General features: G+C 63.8%; 3 protein-coding genes. 1 reads left to right on the forward strand and 2 read right to left on the reverse strand.

All coding sequences use genetic code 11. The features are described from left to right. Positions 1-327 precede the first annotated feature (327 nt). The gene (locus VJ604_RS06185; RefSeq protein WP_324080722.1) at positions 328-507 is read right to left on the reverse strand and encodes a Flp family type IVb pilin; all 180 of its coding nucleotides are present in this window, start codon (positions 505-507) and stop codon (positions 328-330) included. 500 nt (positions 508-1,007) lie between these two features. On the opposite strand from VJ604_RS06185, the gene VJ604_RS06190 reads away from it, so the two are divergent. Next, positions 1,008-2,471 (forward strand): sigma-54-dependent transcriptional regulator, encoded by a 1,464-nt coding sequence (locus VJ604_RS06190; protein ID WP_324080723.1) that lies wholly within the window; start codon positions 1,008-1,010, stop codon positions 2,469-2,471. Positions 2,472-2,791: 320 nt separating this feature from the next. Here VJ604_RS06190 and VJ604_RS06195 read toward each other — a convergent pair. Continuing rightward, positions 2,792-3,262 (reverse strand): methyl-accepting chemotaxis protein (locus tag VJ604_RS06195; RefSeq protein ID WP_324080725.1); only part of this gene is annotated, 471 nt, incomplete at its 5' end.

The following is a 3,262-nucleotide window of genomic DNA, read 5'->3' on the forward strand; positions in this document are numbered from 1 at the left end:
AAAAAGCAGGTGTGGCAGGGGGCCGCAGCCTCCGACCTACACCTGCCAGCTGCATCTCGCGGTTGACGGGACAGGCAACCTCCTCGCCAAGGGCAGGGCGGGAGGCGGCAAGTTTGTACTGTCGGGCCGGCAGCCTTGGCCGCCGGCCCGCCCGCGTAAATCGAGGATGAGAACCATGCGGCAGACGGAGATGGCCCCTTCATCTTCGCCCGCCCTACCTTTATCAATCATGGCCCTCACCCTCTTTCGAGGGCCCCGGCCGAAAGGGCTTCGGCCGGGACGAGGATTGCGCGGCCAGGGCCGCTTGCTCAGGTAACGCCGGTGCTGCTAGAGGGCGGCGGTTACCGTAGAGAAGGTGGTGCCGATACCGCCGGAGAGGGCGGTGATGCCGCCGACCAGGGCTGCTGCGATCAGGGCTGCGAGCAGTGCGTACTCGACCATGGTGGCACCTTTTTCGTTGTCCAGCTTGCTGCGCAGTTTCAGGTAAGTGGGGATGAGAGCTCTCATGGTGTGTTTCCTCCTTGTCATTTAATTTGCTGCCTTGGGATTGGGTCGTCTCCGGAGGGGCCCGGAGAGTGTCTCTACTGCCGTTCCTGTCTACGAGATGGATGATTTCATGTCAGTCAGTTGCCCTCTCTATAGCATCCAGCGTGCCAAATAAAAAAACCTGTAAAACCGGCAGTTAGCGGCACCGGTTATCAAAATAGTTATATCTATTGTAGACAAACAGCCAACTTCTTGGCATCCTTGTAGCCCAGATGTTGGTTACGTGGTCAATATCATTGCTTTTCCCGCTCATCCGGCTTGGGCACTCATCCTTTCCAGAGGGCCGGAATGACAATTTTTTTGCAGGGACCAAGCCTCCTAAAAAGCGGCGGACGCCCTGGGTGCTTTTTCTGATAAGCCTGGAAAATAGCCGAGTTACCGGTGTGTAACCGGTCCCCGGCGTCTCCGGCAGGGGGCTGTACAGATTTTTGCAGCCTCCTCGACAGGACGGGAGCAGTGGGATGAAACGAGAAACGATAGCAAGGAAGCAGGTGCTCTTGGCGGGGGGGGAGCCGCACGTGTTGACCACCTGCAAGCTCCATCTGGAAGTGAACGGGATCAGCGACGTGCTCACCGTGAGCGATCACAGCAAGGTGCTGCCAATTTTGGACAGCGGAGAGGTGGCGGTCGCGGTGCTCGATTTGGGACAGCCGGAAGGTGACGGCCTGGAACTGCTCGCCCGGGCGCTCAGGCAGGACCTCAAGGTGATCGTGACGGCGGACGACCAGATCGATACCGCGGTGGAGTGCCTGAAGCTGGGGGCGGTCGACTACCTCGCCAAGCCGGTCAACCACGGGCGGCTGGTGGAGAGCGTGAAAAGGGCGCTGGAGGGCGAGTTCCCCGAGGCGGAGGCGGAAGAGGCCCAGCAGGCGCCAGGGGGTGAGCCGCGCCCCCGCAAGGGGCGGGTGCTGGACGAGCAGAGCCGGCTGGCCGCCTTCGCGGAACTGGTGACCCGCAATAAGAAGATGAAGGAGCTGTTCAGGTATGCCGAGGCGCTGGCCGCCAGCCGGCAGCCGATCCTGATCCTCGGTGAGACCGGCTCCGGCAAGGAACTTGTCGCCCGCGCCATCCACAAGCTGAGCGGCTGCAAGGGGGAGTACGTCGCCCTGAACGCGGCCGGGCTGGACGACCCGATGTTCTCCGACGCGCTCTTCGGGCACCAGCGGGGCGCCTATACCGGGGCGGACCAGGCCCGGGAGGGGCTGGTGGCCCGCGCCGCGGGGGGGACGCTCTTCCTGGACGAGATCGGCGACCTGAACGAACTCTCCCAGGTCAAGCTTTTGCGCCTCCTGCAGGAGGAGGAATACTACCCGGTAGGCTCCGACCTGGTCAGAAAGAGCCATGCCCGCATCCTGCTCGCCACCAACCGCGATCTCCCCAAAAGGATCTCCGAGGGGAGGTTCCGGCAGGACCTCTACTACCGCCTGTGCAGCCACCAGGTCCGCATCCCCCCCTTGAGGGAGCGCCGGGATGACCTGCCGCTGCTCTTGGACCATTTCATCGAGCTGATGGCGGAGCGGCTGGGGGTCGAGCCCCCCACCTACTCGAAGAAGCTGCTGGAGCTCCTGGAGGGGTACGACTTCCCCGGCAACGTGCGCGAGCTGCAGGGGATGGTGGACGACGCGGTGCTACGCAGGAAGGACGGGCTGATCTCCGACCAGCCGTTCGTGCGGACCATCAACGCCCCCGCGCCGGAAGAGCCCCCGCCCGCCCCGCGCGAGGAGAACAACCTCGAACAGCTGCTGACGGCGGTATGGGGCCATTTCCCGACCCTGCGCGAGGCCGAGGACTTGCTCATCAACACTGCCCTCGAGCTTGCCAAGGGTAACCAGCGCATCGCCGCCGGTATGCTCGGGCTCAACCGGCAGACCCTGAACATGCGGCTCAAGTCGAAAAGAAAGGCAACTTCCGAAGAGCCTTCTTGAAACTGACCGTCCGCCAACAACAAACCCCGCCACCATCAGGTAGCGGGGTTTTCTTATTCCTTATGCCATCCCCTCGCCCTTGCTCCTCTGCCCCAAGGGTCATTCTATCCCCTCGCCCCTTTAGGGGAGAGGGTGGCCGAAGGCCAGGTGAGGGTGGGGAAGGGGACTGGCTCCGGCAGGTGCCTGTCCCCCTATCCGAACCGTCCCGCCCACCGTACAAAGGCCAAAAGCAAATCCCCCCTGCCCCCCCTTTATCAAGGGGGGGACCTGATAGGGAGCGATTTCCTTTTAGATAAGGCGGCCTAGTAGGCCCTACGCTGTCAGCAGCCGAACTGGCGCACCAGCCCCTGCAGGTCATCGGAGAGCCCGGAGAGGTCGGCCGAGGCGCCGCTAACCTGCTGCGCGCTCAGGGCGCCACCGCGCACCACCCCCGAAATCTGCTGGATGTTGTCGGTGATCTCCCGGGTGGTGGCCGATTGCTCCTCCGCCGCCACCGCGATCTGGTTGATCTGGGCGGTGACCTCGGCGATCCTGGCCTGGATCTCGGCCAGTGCCCGCACGGAGTGGGCGGCTTCGGTGCTGCCGGTCTGGACCTCTTCGATCCCTTCCTCCATGGCGGCCACCGCCTCCCTGGTCTCCGCCTGGATCCCCTTGATCATCTGGCCGATCTCGCGGGTGGCCCTGGTGGTCCGCTCCGCCAGTGCGCGCACCTCGTCGGCCACCACGGCGAAACCGCGCCCCATTTCGCCAGCGCGCGCGGCCTCGATGGCGGCATTGAGTGCCAGCAGATT

Source organism: Geomonas sp. (genome assembly GCF_035254065.1).
In the GTDB taxonomy this organism is placed as follows: Bacteria; Desulfobacterota; Desulfuromonadia; order Geobacterales; family Geobacteraceae; genus Geomonas.

Coding starts and splice junctions, on each gene's coding strand:
- VJ604_RS06185 (WP_324080722.1), bottom strand. CDS start 507: ATGAGAGCTCTCATCCCCACTTACCTGAAACTGCGCAGCAAGCTGGAC.
- VJ604_RS06190 (WP_324080723.1), top strand. CDS start 1,008: ATGAAACGAGAAACGATAGCAAGGAAGCAGGTGCTCTTGGCGGGGGGG.